The sequence below is a fragment of the Streptomyces sp. NPDC052079 genome, from assembly GCF_040680275.1.
In the GTDB taxonomy this organism is placed as follows: Bacteria; Actinomycetota; Actinomycetes; order Streptomycetales; family Streptomycetaceae; genus Streptomyces.
Genome location: NZ_JBFAWL010000009.1, coordinates 171,952 through 192,504, shown reverse-complemented (window position 1 = coordinate 192,504; position 20,553 = coordinate 171,952). Strand labels below are relative to the sequence as shown.

Annotated in this window: 13 protein-coding genes and 1 pseudogene; 6 read left to right on the top strand and 8 right to left on the bottom strand. The window is 70.0% G+C overall.

Annotated elements, in window-relative coordinates:
* Positions 1 to 3 precede the first annotated feature (3 nt).
* Both AB0L56_RS17085 and AB0L56_RS17080 read left to right on the top strand, forming a co-directional pair.
* Positions 4 to 129, top strand: a pseudogene (locus tag AB0L56_RS17085) (DNA-binding response regulator); the annotation flags it as partial.
* A 215-nt stretch (positions 130 to 344) separates the two neighbouring features.
* Positions 345 to 1,880, top strand: a complete 1,536-nt coding sequence (locus AB0L56_RS17080) for a DUF1996 domain-containing protein (RefSeq protein ID WP_365424146.1) — start codon at positions 345 to 347, stop codon at positions 1,878 to 1,880.
* Positions 1,881 to 1,951: 71 nt separating this feature from the next.
* Here AB0L56_RS17080 and AB0L56_RS17075 read toward each other — a convergent pair whose 3' ends face one another.
* Positions 1,952 to 2,386, bottom strand: a complete 435-nt coding sequence (locus AB0L56_RS17075) for a hypothetical protein (RefSeq protein WP_361035912.1) — start codon at positions 2,384 to 2,386, stop codon at positions 1,952 to 1,954.
* A 163-nt stretch (positions 2,387 to 2,549) separates the two neighbouring features.
* Between AB0L56_RS17075 and AB0L56_RS17070 the strand changes: the two genes are divergently transcribed.
* Both AB0L56_RS17070 and AB0L56_RS17065 read left to right on the top strand, forming a co-directional pair.
* Complete coding sequence (locus AB0L56_RS17070) at positions 2,550 to 4,472, top strand: hypothetical protein (RefSeq protein ID WP_365424144.1); 1,923 nt, start codon at positions 2,550 to 2,552, stop codon at positions 4,470 to 4,472.
* A 64-nt stretch (positions 4,473 to 4,536) separates the two neighbouring features.
* Positions 4,537 to 5,232 (top strand): TetR/AcrR family transcriptional regulator, encoded by a 696-nt coding sequence (locus AB0L56_RS17065; RefSeq protein ID WP_365424142.1) that lies wholly within the window; start codon positions 4,537 to 4,539, stop codon positions 5,230 to 5,232.
* Positions 5,233 to 5,250: 18 nt separating this feature from the next.
* On the opposite strand, the gene AB0L56_RS17060 is transcribed toward AB0L56_RS17065, so the two are convergent.
* The 7 genes from AB0L56_RS17060 to AB0L56_RS17030 all read right to left on the bottom strand — a co-directional run bounded on the left by AB0L56_RS17060 (position 5,251) and on the right by AB0L56_RS17030 (position 18,012).
* On the bottom strand, positions 5,251 to 5,607 hold the full coding sequence (locus AB0L56_RS17060; RefSeq protein ID WP_361035920.1) for a 5-carboxymethyl-2-hydroxymuconate Delta-isomerase: 357 nt from the start codon (positions 5,605 to 5,607) through the stop codon (positions 5,251 to 5,253).
* 56 nt (positions 5,608 to 5,663) lie between these two features.
* Positions 5,664 to 11,075 carry a pullulanase-type alpha-1,6-glucosidase gene (pulA, locus tag AB0L56_RS17055; protein ID WP_365424140.1) on the bottom strand — a complete coding sequence of 1,804 codons (5,412 nt, stop codon included), beginning with the start codon at positions 11,073 to 11,075 and terminating at the stop codon, positions 5,664 to 5,666.
* 205 nt (positions 11,076 to 11,280) lie between these two features.
* Complete coding sequence (locus tag AB0L56_RS17050; RefSeq protein ID WP_365424138.1) at positions 11,281 to 12,654, bottom strand: alpha-amylase family protein; 1,374 nt, start codon at positions 12,652 to 12,654, stop codon at positions 11,281 to 11,283.
* A gap of 170 nt (positions 12,655 to 12,824) precedes the next feature.
* Positions 12,825 to 14,570 (bottom strand): glycoside hydrolase family 13 protein, encoded by a 1,746-nt coding sequence (locus tag AB0L56_RS17045; protein WP_365424135.1) that lies wholly within the window; start codon positions 14,568 to 14,570, stop codon positions 12,825 to 12,827.
* 143 nt (positions 14,571 to 14,713) lie between these two features.
* Positions 14,714 to 15,625, bottom strand: a complete 912-nt coding sequence (locus AB0L56_RS17040; RefSeq protein ID WP_365424132.1) for an ABC transporter permease subunit — start codon at positions 15,623 to 15,625, stop codon at positions 14,714 to 14,716.
* 13 nt (positions 15,626 to 15,638) lie between these two features.
* On the bottom strand, positions 15,639 to 16,643 hold the full coding sequence (locus AB0L56_RS17035) for a sugar ABC transporter permease (protein WP_365424129.1): 1,005 nt from the start codon (positions 16,641 to 16,643) through the stop codon (positions 15,639 to 15,641).
* A 97-nt stretch (positions 16,644 to 16,740) separates the two neighbouring features.
* Positions 16,741 to 18,012 carry an extracellular solute-binding protein gene (locus tag AB0L56_RS17030; RefSeq protein WP_365424126.1) on the bottom strand — a complete coding sequence of 424 codons (1,272 nt, stop codon included), beginning with the start codon at positions 18,010 to 18,012 and terminating at the stop codon, positions 16,741 to 16,743.
* A gap of 440 nt (positions 18,013 to 18,452) precedes the next feature.
* Here AB0L56_RS17030 and AB0L56_RS17025 point away from each other — a divergent pair, with 440 nt between their 5' ends.
* On the top strand, positions 18,453 to 19,487 hold the full coding sequence (locus AB0L56_RS17025; RefSeq protein ID WP_361035940.1) for a LacI family DNA-binding transcriptional regulator: 1,035 nt from the start codon (positions 18,453 to 18,455) through the stop codon (positions 19,485 to 19,487).
* Positions 19,488 to 19,618: 131 nt separating this feature from the next.
* Positions 19,619 to 20,509 carry a phosphatase PAP2 family protein gene (locus tag AB0L56_RS17020; RefSeq protein WP_365424122.1) on the top strand — a complete coding sequence of 297 codons (891 nt, stop codon included), beginning with the start codon at positions 19,619 to 19,621 and terminating at the stop codon, positions 20,507 to 20,509.
* The last annotated feature ends 44 nt before the right edge of the window (positions 20,510 to 20,553 follow it).

Below are 20,553 nucleotides of genomic sequence, written 5' to 3'. Positions count from 1 at the left end.
CCGGTGGTGACGGAACGGGCGATCGCGCAGCACACCGAGAACATCTCCGCCGAACCGGGTCGTGAGGTCTCGGACGACGACAACCGGCGCGCGCCGGCGGTTCTCGCCCTTCCCGACCATGGCCGGTGAAACCGGACCCGTCGCTTCACCCGGGGTGGGTGATCCGCAACTCCCGGTATTTCAGGGGCTGTTGAAACACCAGCGGCCGTACTGACTTCTCACCGATTTCCGTGACGGGTGAACACCCGTGGGGCGGCTGCCGTACTCAAGGGAGCCGCTTCACTCCTAACGGGCGCCTCGATGCCCCGCAATGGGATGCCCCGCAAGGAAGTCAGAGGAGTTCCATGGGACGCAACACAAGAAAACGCCGCACGCCGCTGGCCAACAAGGCCATAGCCGCAACGGCGGCCCTAGCGCTCGGTGGGGGCGGGCTGATCTGGGCCAACTTCTATGCCTCGGCACACGAGGAGGACGGAGGCCACAACCGGACGAAGTCGAGGAACGCGCAGGTCGCGACGATCAACTGCCCCGACGTCGGCCAGAAGCTGACGAAGGTGCCGCGGCAGGCGCGCAGGGGTGTCGCAAGGGAACTGTCCCAGCTCGACCGGCAGATCACGGACGCCTACACGCGCCTCGCGGAGACGCGCCAGGCCCAGGCGGGTGACGACGGCTACGTCGACAACGCGATCCTCGCACCGCTGAAGTCCAAGCGGACGGCCACGCTGGACCGGATCCGCACCACCATCAACCGGGCCGGCGGCCAGGCGCCCCGTGACTTCGGCCGGTTCGCCCAGTGCCAGGGCGTTCCCGCGGAACAGCCGGCGGACGACGGCAACGGCCAGGACCAGGGTGACGGCGGCCAGAACGACGGTGGCCAGAACGACGGTGGCCAGGACCAGGGTGGCGGCGGCCAGGACAACGGCCAGGACCAGGGCAACGGCGGCCAGGCCGGCAACGGTCCCACGGCGGACGACTTCATCAACATCGAGGACGTCCAGCCGGGCTCGCGCAACCTGCCCAACGGTCTGGCCGCGAACGGCGACGGCGGTTCGACGGGCAGCTTCACCACCGAGTGCGGCACCAACGAGAACGAGCTGCGCAACTCGGACAACGTGATCGTCGCTCCCGGTGTCAGCAACGGTGCCCAGCACCAGCACGACTACGTCGGCAACCAGGCCAACACCGCCTTCGCAAGCGACGAGGACCTGGCCAACGGGGAGACGACCTGCCAGAACCAGGGCGACCGGTCGACGTACTTCTGGCCGGTCCTGCGGATCCAGGACGGTACGCAGGACATCGACCAGAACCAGCCGGGTGGCGGTCAGGACGGCAACGTCGGCACGATCGTCGCGCCCACCGAGGTGGACCTGAAGTTCGTCGGCAACCGGACGAGCGACGTCGTCGCGATGCCCACGGCCCTGCGCATCATCACCGGTGACGCGAAGGCCTTCACCAACGGCCTGAACAACGCCAACACCGCGTGGAGCTGCACCGGCTTCGAGGACCGCCAGGTGACGGACAAGTACCCGATCTGCCCCGAGGGCAGCAGCGTGGTCCGCACGTCCGCCTTCCAGAGCTGCTGGGACGGCCAGAACATCGACAGCGCCAACCACCGCACGCACGTCGACTTCGTCGAGGCGGACGGCACCTGCTCGAACGGCTTCCAGGCCATCCCGCAGCTCCAGGTCCGCCTGGTCTACGACAACATCCCGGCCCCGCAGATCCAGAACGGACAGGTGGTGAACCCGTTCGCGGTGGACTCCTTCCCGGAGCAGCTGCACAAGCCGATCACCGACCACAACGACTTCATCAACTTCTTCGACGAGGACCTGATGAACGAGATGGTCGAGTGCATCAACAGCGGCCAGGACTGCCAGTAGTCCGGTAGCGGCAAGGGGCCGGCGGTGGGAGATCCCACCGCCGGCCCCTTCGTCCGTCCGCGGACGCGGCGTCAGCCGTGGTGGCCGCCCTTGTTGTGGCTGCCACCGGGGTTCATGTGCTCGGAGCCCTCCTCCATGGTCCCGCCGAGGGTGTTGCGCAGCGCCGTGACGGTCTTCTCCTCGCCGACGGCCACCCACTTGCGGCCGACCAGGTAGTAACCGCCATAGTCCTTCGCCGTGTTGAGCCACTCGCGCTGGCCGCGGTCGGTGGCGAAGGTGGCGAGGACGTACTTCTCGCCGCCCTTCTTGCACAGGGCCTGGCGGATGGTGTCCGCGTCGGTCTGCATGTTCGGCTTGCAGTTCACCTCGGCGGCCAGGTGCTCCAGGCTGCCGGTGGCGGTCGGCGGGACGTGGTCCGCGTCGTCGTGGCCGCCGGATCCGCAGCCCGCCAGCGCCAGGGCCGCCACCGCGCCGGTCAGCGCGAGCATCGGTCGGGTCAGCCTCATGTGTTCCTCCGGTCCTTGACGGCGGCATCGTGACGGCGACACGCCACACGGAGCCCCGGCACGGGGCCCTCGGCCTTCGATACGTCCCCCAGGACCGCTGTGCTCAAATTCCGCCGGGCGAGCGGTCAGGTGACCATCCACCGGTTCGTTCGTTCTGCTGAACGTGCAGTCACAGGATGTCGTCCCGCCCTCGGTGCCCTCCTCCCCGGCCGGTCCGGGGGTGGACGTCGAGCAGGCCGAGGCCGCGCTCGTCGAGCACTATCCGCGGCTCGTCCGGCTCGCCTATCTGGTGCTGCCCGCCCGCATCGGACGGAGCAGACGGGTGCTCACCGCGCACGCCCTGGTCCAGCGGGCGCTGCCCCGCGGCCGTACCCCCGCCCCGGTGATCCCCGCCCAGTCGGCCGGGCGCCACGGGGACCCCGGCTATGCGCTGGTCCGGCTGCAGGTGGTGCGCACGGCACTGGAAGCGGGCCGCCCGCTGCGGCGGGCCGCCTGGCCCAGGCGGGCGCAGTTGCCGCCGCTGCTGCCCCAGGTGTGGGGGCTGAAGCTGTTCCCGCGCCCGGGCGGCGCCGACGAACTCGCGCTGGACCAGCGGCTGTCGGCGCTGTCCGGGCCGGCCCGCGCCGCCCTGGCGCTGCGCGGACTGGAGCGGCTCCCGGACGGCGACGTGCGGGCGCTGCTCACCTCCGCGGGCGTCACCGACGTGGCCGCCGCGCTGGACGAGGCGGACCGGGTCCCCGACTCCTACCGGCTGCTCGAGTCCCCCGAGTTCGACCCCTGTTCGCTCCAGGCCCGGCCCACGGATCTGCTGCGCCGCCGCCGGCATCTGAAGGCCGCGCTGGTCGGCGGGGCCGCGCTGGCGGTGTGCGGGACGCTGGTGGGCCTGCCGGGCGACGGCTGGGGTCCCGACGGTGCCGCCGCTCCCCCGTACGCGCGGAATCCGGCCGCGCAGGCCGCGCTGGATCCGGGGAAGCTGACCCGGGTGCCCCCCGACGCGTGGAAGACCTCCGCGCGCACCGACTTCTCCGTGTGGCCCGCGCGCGGCCGCCTCACCGACGACCGGTCCCTGCTGCGGCGGGCCCTCGCCGTCTGGGCCCGCCCGGGCAGGACCGTCCAGGTGGCGGCGACCCCGGGCACCCCCTCCGGCGGCCCGGCGGGTCCTCCCCAGCTGCTGTACGCGGGGACGGTCGGGGCCGCGCGGGTGGTGATTCTCTACGACGGTCTGCGCGTCGTCCGGTACGCCGAGCCGGCGGACGGTACCGGGGGCGCCGCGCTGGATCTCGCCCGGGTGGACGGTGCCGGGCGGGCCGGGTCGGGCGCGGTGGTGCTGAGCCGGGCCGACGGCAACGTCCGCTATCTGACCGCCCCCTGGGTGCGTGAGGCGGGTGAGCGGGATCTGCGCGAGCCGGGCTCCGGCGCGATGGCCCTGGCCCTCGTCGACGGAGTGACCTCGCCCCTGGCCGGTCCCGCGTCGAAGGACGGCTCCTGCACCTCCTGGAACGTGCTGGAGCTGACCGACGCCACCGGCACCCGGCTGCTGACCGACCTCGGCGAACTGGTCCCGGCCCGGCTGACCGCCGGGCGGCCCGGCGCGGTCACCGAAGCGTCCGGCGCGAAGGCGCTGCGCACCTGGGCGCCGTACGCCTGCTCACTGGGCGCGGTGCGTTCGGCGGGCGTGCGGAGTGTGAACGCCTGGGCGTTCGCCGAGCAGCCGCTGCCCGGTGGGGGCAGCCGGGCGGAGTGGGTGTGCACCCGCGCGGAGACCTGGCGGGGTGGCGGGGCGCGGGTGCTGGCGCAGTTCCGCACGCCGGGCGCGCGGTTCGGGGTGGTGGCGGCGAAGGCCGAGGACGTCCCGGCGTGCGGGGAGCGGGAGCCGCGGGTGCTCGCCGGGGTGCTGTGGAGGTCGGAGGAGGGCACCTGGTATCTGCTGGCCGCCGGGAGCCGCGACGTGACGTCGGTGAGGGCGGAGGGCGGGGTCGAGGGGTCGGCCCCGGGTTCTCTGCTGACCCTCCGCGCGAAGAAGGGTGCCCGGGCGGATCTGTTGGGCAGACTGGAGGACGGGCGGTCGATCAGCGGGCTGCGATGACGGGATGAACACCGCCGGCTGGTCCGGACCGGGAGAGGCCGGAATCGATCGGTAAGGTGTTCGTATGACTACCGGGGTGCGGCGCAGGATGGGAGTCGAGGAGCGGCGGCAGCAGTTGATCGGCGTGGCCCTCGAACTGTTCAGCCGGCGCTCTCCCGATGAGGTCTCGATCGACGAGATAGCGTCGCGGGCGGGCATCTCCCGCCCGCTGGTCTATCACTACTTCCCCGGCAAACTCAGCCTGTACGAGGCGGCGTTGAGGCGTGCCGCGGAGGATCTGGCGTCCCGGTTCGTGGAGCCGCACGAGGGTCCGCTGGGGTCGCGGCTGCGGCGGGTGATGGCCCGGTTCTTCGACTTCGTGGAGGAGCACGGGCCGGGTTTCGCCGCCCTGATGCGGGGCGGTCCCGCCGTCGGCTCCTCCGCCACGAACGCCCTGATCGACTCTGTACGGCAGGCCGCGTATGACCAGATACTGTCGCACTTGGGCGTGGTGGGACCGGCGTCGGCGCGGCTGGAACTGGTCGTGCGCTCGTGGATCTCGCTCGTCGAGTCGACGGCGCTGATCTGGCTGGACGGCCGGCGGGTGCCGCGTGAGGAGCTGGAGGCGCAGCTGGTGCAGGACTTCGCCGCGCTCGCCGCCGTCGCCGCCGCGCGGGACGAGGAGCTGGCCACGCTGCTGCGTGGGCTGCTCAAGAACGAGCCGGGCGACGGGCCGTTCACGGACCTCGCCACCCGGCTGATCTCGCTGGCCGCTTCCTGATCAAAACACCCAGCGGCCCTACTCCTCGAACTTCCGGTACGACGCGTCCAGGTCGCGTACTTCGGCGGAGGCGTGCAGCATCTGGCCCTCGGCCGGCTCGACGTACTGGCGCAGCAGGTCCAGCACGGTCTCGGTGAGGCGGGCCTTGGTCTCGTCGGTGCGGCCGGCCAGCAGGCCGATGTGGACGTGCACGAGGGCGTGTCCGTCGGTGTCCGGGCCGACCACGATGTCCTCGGTCCGCCGGAACCGGGTCTTGCACGCCGGCGGCTTGGCGGCCGCGATCTCCACGACGGCGGTGTGCAGGTCCCGCGCGAAGGCGGGCCGGTCGAAGCCGTCCGCCAGGCGCTCGGAGTAGTCGACGGTGATCTGCGGCATGAGCCCTCCTGTTCCAGGTCAGGAGGGCTCACACTAGCCGCAGCTCTTTACCGGGGTCAGCCGGCCTTGGTGAACACGGCGACCGTGCGCGCCGGAACGGTGAACGTGCCGGTGTCCTTCGCGTAGGACGAGGTCTTCACGACCGCGTCCCCGCCCGCCGCCTGCACCGGGTGCAGACCGTAGCCCGTCCCGGCGAGCGCGGTGACGCGCTGCTCCTGCCGCTCGGGCGTGGCGTTGAAGACGACGACCAGGTCGCCGAGCCTCATCGTGATCACGCCCGGCGTCTCGTCCTTGCCGGACAGCGGGAAGGACAGCCGGGACTGGACCTCTCCCGCGGTGTCGAGGGAGAACACCCGCTCCGTCGAGCGGATGGTCAGCAGGTCCCGGTACGCGGCCGAGGTGCCCTCGATCTGCGGGCAGCCGACCCGCACCGAGCCGAGCAGCGGCTTGGCGTAGGGCCACTTGTCCTTGTTGTCGGCGGCCGGCGGCAGTCCGCGGCCGAAGCCGTTGCCGTCCGCGCAGTTCCAGTGGATGGCGTTGAACCAGTCGCCGCTGTCGTAGGAGTTGCGGTCCAGGGACTTGGAGCGCAGCAGGTCGGTGCCCGCCTGGGAGAGGGCCGGGCCCTGCGAGAGGGTGGCCGTCGCCATGGCGAGGACCTGCATGCGCGCCCGGTCCGCGGCCGGGGTGTCCTTCGGCAGCTTGAAGGCGAGCGCGTCGAACAGCGACTCGTTGTCGTGCGCGTCCGCGTAGGCGAGGGCGTCGCCGGGCGCGGCCGCGTATCCGGCGGGGGCGCCGTTGTAGTCGACCTGGGAGCCCTTGACCTGCTCGCCGCTGGTGTCGGTGAAGGTGTAGTCGGCGAGGTTGCCGCTCAGACCGACCTTGATGAGGTCCTGGTAGTGCAGCAGGCGGGCCTTCTGCTCGGCCTTCGTGCCGTTGCCCGTCGAGGAGTTGGGGTCGGTGTAGAGGCCGGAGGCGAAGCCCTGCACTCCGGGGTCCTCGTCGAAGGGGCCGCCGCCGCGCACGGCGTCACGGGCCCGGTCGGAGAAGGTGGCGATGCCGGTGCCGGCCATGTTCTTCTGCGTGGCCTGCACGAAGCGGGCGTCGTCGGCGATCTCACCGAAGTTCCAGCCCTCGCCGTAGAGGATGATCTTCTTGCCGTCGACGCCGTCCTTCGTGAGGGTGAGCTCGTCGAGGGCCTTGCGCACGGCCAGCATGTTGGCCTTCGGGTGGTGGCCCATGAGGTCGAAGCGGAAGCCGTCGACCTTGTACTCCTTGGCCCAGGTGACCACCGAGTCGACGACCAGCTTGCCCATCATGGCGTTCTCGGTCGCCGTGTTGGCGCAGCAGGTGCTGTTGGCGACCGAACCGTCGGCGAGGAGCCGCTGGTAGTAGCCGGGCACGATCCGGTCCAGGACGGACGTCTTCGCCTGGCCGCTCGCGGCGGTGTGGTTGTAGACCACGTCCATCACGACCCGCAGGCCGTCCTCGTTGAGCGCCTTGACCATCTTCCGGAACTCGACGGTGCGCTCGGTGCCGTCCGGGTCGGTGGCGTAGGAGCCCTCGGGGACCGTGTAGTGGTACGGGTCGTAGCCCCAGTTGTAGGCGTCCTTGGCGGCTGCCTTCGCCACGCACTCCTGCTGCTGGTCGGAGTCGGCCGGGTAGGAGGCGAGGTCGCAGTCGGCGGTCTGCCGGTCGGACTCCTTCTCGGGGATGGTGGCGATGTCGAAGGCCGGCAGCAGGTGTACGTACGAGGTGCCGGCCTTCGCCAGCTCGCGCAGGTGCTTGCTGCCGTCGCTGTCCTTGTCGGTGAAGGCGAGGTAGGTGCCCCGGTGGTCGGCCGTGCGGTCGGCCACGGAGAAGTCCCGGATGTGCAGTTCCTGGATCTGCGCGTCCTTCAGCGGCACCGCCTTCGGCTTGTCGTACGTCGACCACGCACGCGGCTTCAGGGACCGGTCGCCGAGGTCGACGACGAGGCTGCGCTCGGAGTCGGTGGTCAGGGCGACCGAGTAGGGGTCGGTGATCTTGTTGGTGACGATGTCGCCGGCGGCGGGCGCCCACACCGTCACCGCGTACCGGTACTCCTTGCCCTTCCAGGAGCGCGGTCCGGTGACGGACCAGACGCCGGTGCCGCCGTCGCGGCGCATCCGGACGGTGCGGTCGCCGATCTCCAGGGTGACGTTCTGTGCGGTCGGCGCCCATACCGAGAGGGTGGGCCGGCCGTGGCGGAAGACCGGGCCGAGCTCCGCCTTCGTGGCGTCGGCGGCGTAGAGGTCGTCGAGGACGCCCGCGATCTGCACACCGGTCGCCGCGAGCACGGCGCCGTTCGCCGCCCGCTGGGAGGCGACGACCTGGCCGCGCAGGGCCTCGCGCACCCGGTCCCGGTCGCGCGGGTCGACGGACCAGGCGGTGCCGTCCTTCAGGTGCGGGAACCTGGCCTTCTGGGCGTCGGTGAGCTTCGCGCTCGTCAGCCGGATCCAGCGCGCGTCGTCGCTGGTCAGGGCACCGTCCTGCACCGTGATGGAACCCGTGCGGGAGGCGAGGAGCTGGGTGGAGGCGGCGGCCTCGGAGCCGTTCCAGACGACGGTGTCGCGGTCGATCCAGACCGCCTTGGAGGTGGTCGGGTCGAGGGCGGCCGCCGAGCCCGCGGGCTGCGGCAACAGGTACTTCTCCCGGCCGTTCAACAGCCACACCTCGTGGCCGTTGGCCTTGAGGTCGAGCGACTGGTCGGACGGGAGGTCCTTCTCGTCGCCCTTGTGGATGATGTAGCTGAGGCTGGTGGCACCCTCGGCGAGCGGTACCTCGAAGACAGCGCCATAGGCATCAGTCTTCACCGGCTGAAGGGGCTTCGACCAGTCGGTGGGGTTCGCGGCACCGGTCCAGGTGTGCAGCCCCCAGCCGTCGTAGTCGCCGTCGGCCCGCTGGTAGTGGAGCACCGCCTTGGTGGTGTCCTGGGCCGGGTACTCGGGCCGTTCGGCGGTGACGGTCTCCTTGCCCTGCTCGATCCAGATCTCACCGGTTCGGGTGAGGTCGATGGTGCGGTCGGTGGCGACGTCCTTGTTGCCCTCCTTGTCGATGACGAGGAAGCCGAGGTCGGACGCGCCCGGCTTGAGCTTGACGTAGGCGAAGGCGCCGTAGGCGTCCCGGCCGGTGAAGGGGTGGCTGTCCGGCCACTCGGTGGCCTCGCCGTCCGCCAGGTCGCCCCAGGCGTACAGGCCCCAGTCGTCGTAGTCGCCGTCGGCGCGCTGGTAGTGGACGATCGCGTAGTCGCGGGAGGCGGCGGTGGGCGGCTCGGGCGCGGGCGGGGTGCCGGTGGTGGAGGCGGCCAGGGCGCTCGCGGTGCGGCCGGCGGAGTCGGTCACGACCGCCTTGTAGCGCAGGGCGGTGCCGGCGGGGACGTCCTCGCCGATGGTGTGGGTGACCTTGTAGGGGGCGTGGTCGGCGGAGCCGAGGGTGTGCCATTTGCCGTTGCCGGTCTGGGCGGCGAAGACGACCCGGTTGAGCTGTCCGCCGTCGACGTCGGCGGTGAGCTCGACGGTGCCCGTGGCGCCGGCGTCCGGGGCCTTGAGGGTGATCGTGGGCTTCACGGCCGGCTCGGCGAGCGGGCCGGCGGCCTTGAGGACGATCGCCCGGCCGGCCGGCACGGTGACGGTGATCTTCTTGTCGGCGTCGCTGGTGACGGTGGCGTCGGTGCCGTGCAGGCCCTTGAACGTCATCCGGGCGGAGCCGGTCGCGAAGGTGGCCTTCCGGGCCTCGGCGGCGTTGTTGAAGGCGACCACGTACTCGGTGGTGTCCTTGCCGGTGCCGGTGCGGGAGAAGGCGTAGACGCCCGCGCCGTCGGCGGCGTACCGCTCCTGCTGGATGCCGTCGGTGAGGGCCGGGTGCGCCTTGCGGAGCTTGGCGAGAGCACTGATCTGCTCATAGAGCGGTGCTCGCGTGTCGTAGGTGTCCTCGGCGTGGGTGCGGCCGGTGCCGATCAGGTCGTCGTCGAGGTAGTCGGCCGTGCGGGAGGCGAACAGGGTCTGGCGGGCGTCCTTGTCGCCGCCGGCGCCGGTGAAGCCCTGTTCGTCGCCGTAGTAGACGACCGGGTTGCCGCGGCTGAGGAACATCAGCTCGTTGGCGAGCATGTCCTTCTTCAGCAGCTCGGCGTCGGAGGCCTTCGGGTTGTCCTGCTTCAGGAACGTGCCGATGCGGCCCATGTCGTGGTTGCCGAGGAAGGTGACCTGCTCGTAGGCGTTGGCCCGGTCGGTCGTGTACTTGTAGTCGTCGCCGAAGACCGCGGCCAGCTTCCTCGCGCTGCCGCCCTGGGAGGCGTACTGCCGGGCCGCTTCCTGGAAGGGGAAGTCGAGCGTGGCGTCGAGGCGGCCCTCGGTGACGTAGGGGGCGGTGACGTCCGTGTCGGCGGAGTAGACCTCGCCGAACATGAAGAAGTCGTCGCGGCCCTTCTTGGCGGCGTAGGAGTCCAGGGCGGTGGCCCACTGGGTCCAGAACTCCATGTTGACGTGCTTCACGGTGTCGATCCGGAAGCCGTCGATGTCGAAGTCCTTCACCCACCGCTGGTAGATCTTCGCCATGCCGCTGACGACCTCGGGACGCTCGGTCCACAGGTCGTCGAGGCCGGAGAAGTCGCCGTACTCGGCGGACTCCCCGGCGAAGGTGGAGTCGCCCCGGTTGTGGTACATCGCCGGGTCGTTGAGCCAGGACGGGACCTTGATCCGCTTCTTGGCGCCGGGCACGACCGGAGTGCGGGGGAACGAACCGGCGTCCACGCGCGGGAACCTGCGGTCGCCGCCGGCGTAGTCGGCGTCGTCGAAGGGCTCGCCGTCCTTCGTCAGATACGGGAAGGCGCCCTTGGAGAGGTAGCCGTAGGACTTCTCCTCGTAGTCGACGACGTCGGCGGTGTGGTTGGTGATGACGTCGAAGAAGACCTTCATGCCCTTGGCGTGGGCCTTGTCGATGAGGGTCTCGAGGTCCTCGTTGGTGCCGAAGTGCGGGTCGACCTGGGTGAAGTCGGTGATCCAGTAACCGTGGTAACCGGCCGAGGCGTCCTTGCCGGTGCCCTGCACGGGCTGGTTCTTGAAGATCGGCGCCATCCAGATGGCGGTGGTGCCGAGTCCCTTGATGTAGTCGAGCCGCTTGGTCAGGCCCTTGAGGTCACCGCCCTGGTAGAAGCCCTTGTCGGTCGGGTCGTACCCCGTGGTGAGGCGTGAACCGGTGAGTCCGCCGCGGTCGTTCCTGGTGTCGCCGTTGGCGAAACGGTCCGGCAGGACGAAGTAGAACTGCTCGCGGGTCAGATCGTGCCGCGCGGGCGACTGGGCGAGCCGGCCGTCCGAGGGGGGCGCGGGCGGCGTGTCGGCGCGGGCGGCGAGCGGCTGCACCAGGGCGGCGGCGAGCGCGGCCACGGTGACGGCGGCGAGGCGTCGCCCCCGTGCGGTGCGGCGCCCCCGGGGCGCGGGCCATCTGGGTATCAAGGCAGTGAACTCCTTGCGCTTACGGCTCATTGGGTCCGACCCCACGCCACAGCGGTGGCCTGTTTCGGCCGCATCACCGGAGCGTCGGCGTGACCGTATCGCCGTTGAAAGCTTTACAGCAAGGGTTATGAAAGTAACGGTAAGGACTTTCATCGCGGCAGGGGTCGCGCCGCCGCCCGTGAACGGCGGCGCGACCCGCGCGCGTTCAGCAGCCCGACTTGCCCGCGTACACCGCGAGGGCCGTGTTGGCACCCAGGGTGGCGGTCAGCCGGCCCGAACCGTCCACCGTCACCGGGGTGTTGTTCTGGACGTTGCAGTAAGTCCCCGCGGGCAGGGAGGTCTGGTAGGTGCGGGTCAGTGAGCCGGACTCGTGGTTGATGGCCACGAAGCCCTTGCTGCCCCGGCCGAAGGCAATGGCGTCGCCGCCGTTGTCCCACCAGTTGGTGACCGCCTGGCCCCGGGTCGCGTTGCGGAAGCCGACCATGGACTTGATCTCCGGCCAGGCGTGCTGGCACTTCCAGCCGCTCTGCCAGCAGGCGTCCACGCGGCCTCCGTTGGGCGGCCCGGCCTCGTGGTCGGTGAACTCGTAGCCGGAGTTGATGTCCGGGGCGCCGTAGGGCCAGGCCAGCATGAAGACGTTGGCCAGGGTGTAGTTGGCGTTGTCCTTGTAGGTGAGCGTGGAGCCGTTGCGTTCGGTGTCGTGGTTGTCGACGAAGACGCCGGAGACGGAGCTCTTCATATAGCCCCAGCCCTCGCCGTAGTTCTTCAGGTAGGCGAGGTTCTCGTTGTTGAAGACCCGCTTGAGGTCGTAGGCGTAGCGGAACTCCTGGACGTCGCCGTTGCCGGTGTACTCGGTGGGCTGGACCACCTCTCCCGCCCCGTAAATGACCTCCTGCTTCCAGTAGACGTTCGGGTTGCTCAGCCGGGACTTGATGTTGGCCAGGTCGGCCGCCGGCATGTGCTTGGCCGCGTCGATGCGGAAGCCGTCCACACCGAGCGAGAGCAGGTCGTTCATGTACCGGGCGATGGCTCCGCGGACGTAGTCCTCGCCGGTGTCGAGGTCGGCGAGGCCGACCAGTTCGCAGTTCTGGACGTTCCAGCGGTCGGCGTAGTTGGTGATCTGCGAGGTGCAGTTGTCGAAGTCGTACGAGGAGTACAGGCCAGGGTAGTTGTACTTCGTGTACGACGATCCGCCGGTGCCGGTGCCGTTGCCCGCGGCCATGTGGTTGATGACCGTGTCGGCGACGACCTTGACGCCGGCCGAGTGACACGTGTCGACCATGTTCTTGAACGCGGCGCGGTCGCCGAGCCGGCCGGCGATCCGGTAGCTCACGGGCTGGTACGACGTCCACCACTGCGGGCCCTGTATGTGCTCGGCGGGCGGGGAGACCTGGACGTATCCGTATCCCGCGGGGCCGAGGGTGGTGGCGCACTCGCGGGCGACGGAGGCGAAGTTCCACTCGAACAGGACGGCGGTGACGTCCTTGGTGCCGGGCGGGGAGGCCTGCGCCCCGGTCGGGGTCATGACAATGGAGGCGGCCGCGAGGGCGACGGCCCCGGAAAGGGTTCTGCGTGCCATGTGGGGTGCCTTCTTCATCGAAGGGTGTGGGGGATGCCGCCATGGATGGTTGCAGCTTCTTGCAGAAAGCTTCAACAACCTTGCGGCAACGCAGATGGTAGAGGCCCGCCGCCCAGAAGGGCAGCGGGCCGTACCAACTTGTATGAGAAAAGTTGCGGGACGGACGAACGTCAGTTCGTGGTCCACCATACGGTGGTGTCCGCCGGGACCTTCGCCTTGCCGGCCGTCTCCCCCACCTCACCGCTGGCGATCAGCACCCGCCCGTACGCCGGGACGGTCACCGGCTTCCCCGTGGTGTTGGCGACGCACACGAACCTCCCGCGCCGGAAGGCCAGGACACCCTCGGGCGCCCGCAGCCACTCCACCGCGTCGCCCGCGCCCAGGTCGGCCTGGTCCCGGCGCACGGCGAGCGCGGACCGGTACAGCTCCAGGGTCGAGCCGGGGTCACCGGTCTGCGCCTCGACGCTCAGCTCGCCCCAGCCCTTCGGCTGCGGAAGCCAGCTGCCGCCGTCACCGAAGCCGTACGAGGAGCCCTCGCGGGTCCAGGGGATCGGCACCCGGCAGCCGTCGCGGAAGCCGTCCTGGCCGGCGCCCCGGAAGTACGCCGGGTCCTGGCGCACCTCGTCCGGCAGGTCCACGACGTCCGGCAGACCGAGCTCCTCGCCCTGGTAGACATACGCCGAGCCGGGCAGCGCCAGCATCAGCAGCGTCGCCGCACGCGCCCGGCGCAGGCCCAGCTCGCGGTCGCCGGCCAGGCGGATCTGGGTGCCCAGGCCGGGCGGGTTGGCGAAGCGGGTGGCGTGCCGGGTGACGTCGTGGTTGGACAGCACCCAGGTGGCGGGGGCGCCGACCGGACGCATGGCGTCCAGGGTGCGGTCGATGACCGTGCGCAGCTCCTCGGCGTCCCAGTGCGTCCCCAGGTACTGGAAGTTGAACGCCTGGTGCAGCTCGTCGGGGCGCACGTAGTTCGCGGTGCGCTCGACGGTCGGGGTCCAGGCCTCCGCGACGAAGATGCGCCCGCCCGTCTCCCGCCCCCGCCCTTCTGCGGAAGGCCCTTCGGGCCCCATTGCATCGGAGTACTCGTCGAGGATGAGGCGCCACTGCCGGTAGATGTCGTGCACGCCGTCCTGGTCGAAGAACGGCATGACATCGTTGCCCAGCAGCTTCAGCTGCTCATGGGATCCCAGGTCGGGCAGGCCCTCGGCCTTCACCATGCCGTGGGCGACATCGATACGGAAGCCGTCCACCCCCATGTCCAGCCAGAACCGCAGGATGGAGCGGAACTCGTCGCCGACCGCCGGGTGCTCCCAGTTGAAGTCGGGCTGCTCCGGCGCGAAGAGGTGCAGATACCACTCGCCGGGCGTGCCGTCGGGCTCGGTGACCCGGGTCCAGGCGGGGCCGCCGAAGATCGACTCCCAGTCGTTGGGCGGCAGTTCGCCGTTCGCGCCCTTCCCGGGGCGGAAGTGGTAGCGGTCGCGCGAGGGCGAGCCGGGGCCCTCGGCGAGGGCGCGCTTGAACCACTCGTGCTGGTCGGAGGAGTGGTTGGGCACGAGGTCGACGATGATGCGCAGGCCCAGCGCGTGGGCGTCGCGGATCAGCGCGTCCGCGTCGAGGAGGGTGCCGAACATCGGGTCGACGGCGCGGTAGTCGGCGACGTCGTAGCCGGCGTCGGCCTGCGGGGAGGCGTAGAAGGGGCTGAGCCACACGGCGTCCACGCCGAGGTCGCGCAGGTACGGCAGGCGGGAGCGGATGCCTTCCAGGTCGCCCATGCCGTCGCCGTTGCTGTCGGCGAAGCTGCGCGGGTACACCTGGTAGATCACCGCGTCCCGCCACCAGCCGTGGCGCCGGGCGACGGTGGCGACGGCCGCGTCGGTCGTGGGGGGCGGGGCCGGGGCGGCGGAGTGCTGCTGGCTCATGTCGTCCTTGATACGAGTTCGTCGGGTGGCGAGTGGGTCGGCGGCGGGGAGACGGGGCGGCCGCGGTGACAGCGGGGTCGGATGGGCACCGCGGCCGCCTACCCGCGCGAGTCAGGCGCGCGGGAGTCGTGCTGCGAAGGAGGTCAGCCCTTCGTGCCGCCGGCGGTGAGGCCGGTGACCAGGTTCTTCTGCACAAGGTAGAAGAACGCGGAGACCGGTATCGCGATCAGGACCGCGGTGGCGGCCATGAGGTTGCGCTGCGCGTCGTGCTCGCTGACGAAGCTCTGCAGGCCGACCGCGAGGGTGTACTTCTCGTCGTCGAGCATGAACGTCGTGGCGAAGGCGACCTCGCCGAAGGCGGTGATGAAGCTGTAGAACGCGGCGACCGCCAGCCCGGGTTTGGCGAGCGGCAGGATCAGCCGCGCAAACGTGCCGATGGGGGTCAGCCCGTCGACGCGTCCCGCCTCGTCGATCTCGAACGGGATGGTGTCGAAGTAGCCCTTCATCAGCCAGGCGCAGTACGGCACCGCCGTCGAGCAGTAGACGAGGATGAGTCCAAGGTAGCTGTCGATGAGCTGAAGGTCCGAGAGGATCTGGTACATCGGGACCATCAGGACGGCCACCGGGAACATCTGGGTGACCAGCAGCACCCACATGAACTTCTTGTAGCCCGGGAAGCGCATGCGGGAGACGGCGTAGCCGGTGGTCGCGGCGACCAGGACACCGATGAGCGTGGTGCCGAGCGAGACGATCAGCGAGCTCTTGAGCCAGTCGAAGAAGTTCGTGTGCTGGAGCACGAACGCGTAGTTGTCGAGCGTCATCTTGCCCCAGATGCCGCCGGGACGCAGATAGTCGTCCTTGTCGGGGCCGAGGGACAGGAAGACCAGCCAGGCGACCGGGAACAGCGCGATCAGACTGGCGACGATCAGGATGCCGTGCGAGGTGAGGCGGGCCGCGGGGCCCCGCCGGCCGCGCCGGCGCGCCGTGCGGGGCGGGCGCGGGGCGTCGGCGGGCCGGTCCGCGGGAGCAGTGGTGGTGACGGTGGTGGTGCTCATGGGGACTCCTGCCTCAGATCGCGAGCTGCTGCTCATTGCGGTTCAGCCAGCGGCGGTAGAAGGAGGTGAAGACGATCAGGATGGCCAGCAGCAGCATGCCGTAGGCCGCGGACTCGGCGAACTCGCGCGGCTGCTGTCCAAAGCCGAGCTGGTAGGCCCAGGTGACCAGGATCTGTGCGTCCGGCGCGGTGTTGCCGAAGAGCAGGAAGATGATCGCGAACTGGTTGAAGGTCCAGATGACACCGAGCAGGATCACGGTGGAGCTGACCGAGCGCAGGCCGGGCAGGGTGACATGGCGGAACCGCTGCCAGGCGCTCGCGCCGTCCATCTCGGCCGCCTCGTACAGGCTGGCGTCGATGGACTGCAGCCCGCCGAGCAGGGAGATCATCATGAAGGGCACACCGCACCAGGTGTTGACCATGATGGCGGCGACGCGCTGCCAGAAGGTGTCCTCCAGCCACGCCGGGGTGGGCAGGCCGAGGGAGTCGAGGCCGGAGTTGATGATGCCGGCGTCGGCGAGCATGAAGCGCCAGCCGAAGACGGTGACGAAGGTGGGCACGGCCCATGGCAGGATCAGGATCAGCCGGTAGAGGGTGCGGCCGCGCAGCTTCTGGTTGAGCAGCAGGGCGAGGCCCAGGCCGATGCCGTAGTGCAGGGCGACACAGGCGGCCGTCCACACGATGGTCCAGATGAAGTGCGACCAGAAGCGGTCGTAGGCCGTCTCGCCCCACAGGATGTCGGCGTAGTTGTCGATGCCGATGAACTTGTAGGTGGCCTCGATCTCGTTGACGCCGATGGTCCGGGCCGAGTTGAGGCTGTCCGCGTCGGTGAGCGTGAGATAGAAGCCGTAGGCCAGGGGGTACAGCACGATGACGCCGAGCACGATGGCCACCGGCGCGATCATGGCGTAGGCGTACCAGTGCTTCCGGTACGCGTGCTTCAGGCGGTGGACCGGCCCGGGGCGGGGCGCGCGGTCACCGCGGCGCTTGCCGGTCGCGCGGTCGATGGCGACTGTCATGGTTCGGCACCTTCTGGATGATCAAGGAGTACGGCACACAGGCCGGCGGCCGCCGGACCCTCCCCTTTGGGACGTGGGTCCGGCGGCCACGCGGGCATTACTTGGTGAAGTCCGGCACCAGCTTGGTGATCGCGGTCTCCGCGTCACCGAGGCCCTTGTCCAGGGACTCCTTGCCGCTCGCGATCTGCGGCAGCTCGTCGTCCATCGGCACCCACAGCGAGCTGTACTCGGGCAGGGCCGGACGCGGCTGGGCGGCGGCGAGGACCGTCTGGTAGCCGGCGATGCCCGGGTCGGCCTTGACCTGGTCGGTGTAGGCGTCGTCACGCGTGGGCAGCGTGGAGTTCTTCAGCGCGATGGTCTCCTGCGCCTTGGCCGAGGTCATGAAGTTCACGAACTTCAGCGCGGCCTCCTGCTTGGCCTTGCTGGAGCCGGCGTAGACGGAGAGGTTGTGGCCGCCGGTGGGGGCGCCGGCCTTGCCGGTGGAGCCGGCCGGGACGGTGGCGATGCCGAGGTTGTTCTTGTCCTTGAAGGCGGAGCCCTTGTAGAAGTTGGTGATCTCCCACGGGCCCTGGATGATCGAGGCGACCTTGCCGTTGACGAACGCGTCCTGGATGTGGGCGTAGGCGTCGGCGGTGACGTCGGCCTTGTGCAGGCCCTTGCCGTCGAAGAGGTCCAGCCAGGTGCCGTAGGCCTTCTGGGCCTCGGCCGACTTCACGGTGATCTTCTTGGCGTCGGCGTCGACCATGTCGGTGCCCTCGCCGTACAGGAACGGCTGGGCGTAGTAGCCGGCGGTGGAGCCCCAGTAGCCGTCGACGCCGGTCTTGTCCTTGACGGTGGCGGCGGCCTTCTTCAGGTCCTCCCACGTCTTGGGGGCCTCGACGCCGGCCTTCTTGAACAGGGCCTTGTTGTAGACGAAGGCGAGGGTGTCCGTGGTGAAGGGGACGCCGTAGGTCTTGCCCTCGTACTTGGCCTGCTCCACCAGGTTGGGCTTGAACTTGTCCTGCTCGGCGAGGGCCTCGGTGCCGTCCAGCGGCAGGAAGAAGCCCTTCTTGGCGAAGGCGGGGGTCCAGCCGACCTCGGAGCGCAGCACGTCGGGGGCGCCCTTGGAACCGGCGGCGGTGTCGAACTTGTTCTGCGCCTGGTCGAAGGGGACGTTGACGTACTCGACCTTGATGTTCTTGTTCGCGGCCTCGAACTCCTTGACCAGGGCCTGATAGGTCGGCGCCTCGTTGGTCGCGTTGGAGGTGTCCCACCAGGTGATGGTGACCGGTCCGCCGGCCGAGTCGCCGCTGTCGCTGTCTCCGCCGCAGGCCGTCGCCGCGAGGGCGAGGGACGCCACCAGCGCGGTGGCCGCTATGCCACGCCGCATGAGGTTCTCCTTGAGGGTTATGCCCGTGTGGGGGGCCCTGACGAGGGCCCGCGGGCCGGCCCCGTCTGCCGTCCCGCTGACTTGCCGACCGCGCCGTTGCCGCCGCCGGGCGACTGGAACGTAACAGCGATGGAACCGTTCCGAAAGACCTTGCAGAAAAGTTTTGCAAGAGACCCCGAGAGTTATGCCGTCGTGACCTCTTCTCGACCGCCCCGCGACCCGGGTTTCCGCCCGTACGACAGGGGTTCGGACTGTTGTGCAAGACTCTGCAAGCACTTGCCATCCGTTGCCGCCGGGGGGAATCATCCCTTGCGGAGCGGACGCCGACCACGACTTGAGGGATCGCGATGACCCAGCAGCCCGCAGCGGGCCGTCCGACGGCGCGCACCAGGCGTCCCATCGGTGTGCAAGGGGAGAAACGGCAGATACAGTCCGGTCCTGTGACCACACGGCTTGCTGATATCGCTGCTCAGGCGGGGGTGAGCGAGGCGACCGTCAGCCGGGTCCTGAACGGGAAGCCGGGCGTCGCCGCCACCACCCGCCAGTCCGTGCTCGCCGCCCTCGACGTGCTGGGCTACGAGCGCCCGGTGCGGCTGCGGCAGCGCAGCGAGGGCCTGGTCGGGCTGATCACCCCCGAGCTGGAGAACCCGATCTTCCCGGCGCTGGCCCAGGTCATCGGGCAGGCGCTGACGCGCCAGGGCTACACCCCGGTACTCGCCACCCAGACCCCGGGCGGGTCGACGGAGGACGAGCTGACGGAGATGCTCGTCGACCGCGGCGTGGCCGGCATCATCTACGTCTCCGGACTGCACGCCGACACCAACGCCGACATGCAGCGCTACGAGCGACTGCGGGCGCAGGGCGTGCCGTTCGTGCTCGTCGACGGCTTCTCGCCGAAGGTGCAGGCGCCGTTCATCTCCCCCGACGACCGGGCCGCCATGGCGCTCGCCGTGACGCACCTCGCCTCGCTCGGGCACACCCGTATCGGGCTGGCGCTCGGGCCGAAGCGGTTCGTGCCGGTGCAGCGCAAGATCGAGGGCTTCGTCCGCACGGTGCAGGAGCAACTGGGCCTGACTGCCGAGACGGTCGAGACCGAGCTGATCCAGCACTCCCTGTACACGCTGGAGGGCGGCCAGGCCGCCGCCAACGCGCTGATGGACCGCGACTGTACGGCGGTGGTGTGCGCGAGCGACATGATGGCGCTGGGCGCGATCCGGGCGGCCCGCCAGCGCGGACTGGACGTGCCGAAGGACATCTCGGTGGTCGGTTTCGACGACTCGCCGCTGATCGCCTTCACCGATCCGCCGCTGACCACGGTCCGCAAGCCGGTCCCCGCGATGGGCCAGGCGGCGGTGCGCACCCTGCTCGAGGAGATCGGCGGAACGCCCGCGCCGCACAGCGAGTTCGTGTTCATGCCGGAGCTGGTGGTGCGCGGTTCGACCGCTTCGGCCCCTGGGGAGCGGAATCGTCCCTAGGACGGATATACGGCCTTTCGGGCACTGCCGGAGGAGGAGAGCGGACGCCTGTTCCCGCAGGAGAACATGCAGGCCGGGCCCGACCGAGGGATGATCCTAGGGGGACGTCTTTTCTGGCAGACTCTGTGCCCATGGGTGACACGACCGTGACAACGCTGGAAGGCCGGGAAGAGGCCACAGCGCAGCCCGTCGCGGAAGAGACGACGGGGCAGGGGCTCGTGCGCCGTCGGCGTGCCCCCCGCCGCCCCCGATTGTGGTTCGAGATCCTGCTGATCGCGGTGAGTTACTGGACGTACTCACTCATCCGCAACGCCGTGCCGGAACAGCGCGCCGAGGCGCTCGGCAACGCCGACTGGATCTGGCGCCTGGAGCAGCAACTCGGCACGGCGTTCGAGGAGTCCGTCAACCATGCCGTGAACTCGGTGACTTGGCTCGTCGTCGGCATGAACTACTACTACGCCACCCTGCACTTCGTGGTCACTCTGGGTGTCCTGGTGTGGCTCTACCGTGGTCATCCGGGCCGCTACGCGGCGGCCCGGCTGGTCCTGTTCACCACCACGGGCATCGCCCTGGTCGGCTACTACCTGTATCCGCTCGCCCCGCCCCGGCTGATGAACGGCCAGGACTTCATCGACACCGTGCTGGTCCATCAGACCTGGGGGTCGATGGCGTCGGGCGATCTGAAGAACATGTCCAACCAGTACGCCGCGATGCCGTCGATGCACATCGGCTGGTCGGTGTGGTGCGGTCTGACCATCTTCGCGCTGGCCACGGTTCCGTGGGCGCGGGTGCTGGGGCTGGTGTACCCGGCGGCCACGCTGGTGGTCATCGTCGCCACCGCCAACCACTTCTGGCTGGACGCGGTGGGCGGCGTCATCTGCCTGGCCGTCGGCTACGGCGTCGCACTGGTCTGGTACGGCCGGCAGCCGTACGCCCTGCCGAGGCTGGTGCCCGAACGCGAGAAGCGGACGGGACAGGGGAAACGGGAGCCGGAGCGGATTCCGGTGCCGAAGCAGGGGTGAGGCGGAGCCGTCCGTTACTCCGCGGGGCGGCCCGTCGCGTTCGG